The organism is Streptomyces recifensis (assembly GCF_002154615.1).
Taxonomy (GTDB): Bacteria; Actinomycetota; Actinomycetes; order Streptomycetales; family Streptomycetaceae; genus Streptomyces; species Streptomyces griseoluteus.
The window spans coordinates 1-1,625 of sequence record NZ_MUNH01000437.1 but is presented as its reverse complement, the minus strand read 5'-3'; the positions used below and the strand labels follow the sequence as shown (position 1 = coordinate 1,625).

At 72.3% G+C, this 1,625-nt stretch carries 2 protein-coding genes and 1 pseudogene; 1 reads left to right on the top strand and 2 read right to left on the bottom strand.

The genetic code is table 11. The features are described 5' to 3' along the window. Together CCN33_RS33190 and CCN33_RS21855 are read right to left on the bottom strand one after the other, a co-directional pair. Window positions 1–160 (bottom strand): annotated as a pseudogene (locus CCN33_RS33190) (ribonuclease HI); the annotation flags it as partial. A gap of 33 nt (window positions 161–193) precedes the next feature. After that, complete coding sequence (locus tag CCN33_RS21855; protein WP_086695241.1) at window positions 194–988, bottom strand: VOC family protein; 795 nt, start codon at window positions 986–988, stop codon at window positions 194–196. A 125-nt stretch (window positions 989–1,113) separates the two neighbouring features. On the opposite strand from CCN33_RS21855, the gene CCN33_RS21850 reads away from it, so the two are divergent. Further along, window positions 1,114–1,625, top strand: a 512-nt coding sequence (locus CCN33_RS21850) for a phosphotransferase (RefSeq protein WP_244173897.1), incomplete at its 3' end; no start/stop codon positions are given.

Sequence of the window (1,625 nt, the reverse complement as noted above, 5' to 3'; positions counted from 1 at the left end):
CGGCGACGTTGTTGGTGGCCCGGCCGAGCGGGCCGGACTCCCAGCGGGCCGGGGTCCGCTCGTCGTCGGAGACGACCCACGCCCATCCGGCCGGTCCGGGGTTTCCCTTCGAAGCCCCGTCGCACGCGGCCACCACACGTTCACGCATGTGCCCGATCATGCCATGGCCGCGCGCGGGGTCCGACCGGCCGGGTCAGGCGTCCTTGAAGTCGGGCATGCCGCCCTCCGTCGTGGAGACGTCGATCACCGAGAAGCTCGCCCCCTGCGGGTCGGTGAGGGCGGCGAACCGGCCGAAGGGGCTGGTCATGGGGCCGAACCGGAGCACGGCACCGCGCTCGGTGGCGCGGGCCACGGCCGCGTCGCAGTTGTCGACGGTGAAGTAGACGTTGACGTAGGAGGGGACCTCCGGCGGGAACTCCTCCCCCATCCGCATCCGGCCGAGCACCGGGTCGGCGCCCAGGTCGAAGAGGCGGAAGTCGACGTGCCCGTCCGCCATGTCCTTCATCCGGTACGGGAAGACGGCCGACAGGAACGCGTCCGCCTTCTCCGGCTCGCGGGTGTACAGCTCCGCCCAGCAGTAGGCGCCGGGCTCGGCCACCGCCTCGAAGCCCTCGTGGGCGTCGCCCTGCCAGATGCCGAACACCGCGCCGCTGGGCTCGCGGGCGATCGCCATCGTGCCGAAGTCACCGACCCGCATCGGCTCCATCAGCACCTCGCCGCCGTTCTCCCGGACCTTCGCGGCGGTGGCGGCGGCGTCCGGCGAGGCGAAGTAGAGACACCACTGCGACGTGCTCTCCTGGCCGGGCATGGGCGGGACGACGGCGGCGACGGCCTTGCCGTCCGCATACGCCTGGGTGTAGTTGCCGTACTCGGACGACGATTCACCGAAGGTCCAGCCGAGGACGTCGCCGTAGAACCGCTTGGCGCCCTCCAGGTCGGTGAACATCGCGTCGGCCCAGCAGGGCGTTCCTTCGGACTGTACGGCCATGATCGGCCCTCTCGTGTTGATGGGTTCGTCCCGGATCGTCACGTTAGCCACTCGGCGGGCGGGACGCTCGGGGACGGTGTGGTCCGGTTTTTTTCGGTCGACAGCGGGGACACGCCGGCCCTTGGATGGGGCCGGTGAGTACCCAGAAGATGCGTGACGGTGAGCTCGACATCGATGCCCCGCTGGTGGAGCGCCTGGTGGCGCGGCGGTTTCCCGCGTGGACGGAACTGCCGGTCACCCGGCTGAGGTCGTCCGGCACGGAGAACGCGATGTTCCGCCTGGGACCGGAGCTGGTGGTACGGCTCCCGCGCCACCCTGGCGCGGTGGCGGACGTGACGCACGAGCGGGACTGGCTGCCCCGCCTGGGCCCCGGCCTGCCGGTGCCCGTCCCCGAACCGGTGGCCTCCGGCGAGCCGGACGGTGACTTTCCCTGGCCCTGGTCGGTCTTCCGCTGGCTGGACGGTGCGAATCCGGTCGCGGGCGCGGTGGAGGAGCCTGAGCGACTGGCCAAGGAGCTGGGAGGGTTCGTGGCAGCCCTGCGCCGGACCCCGACGGCGGACGCCCCCCGGAGCTACCGGGGCGGCCCGCTCGCCGGACAGGACGAGGCGACCCGTGAGGCGCTGGCCCGGCTCGCCGG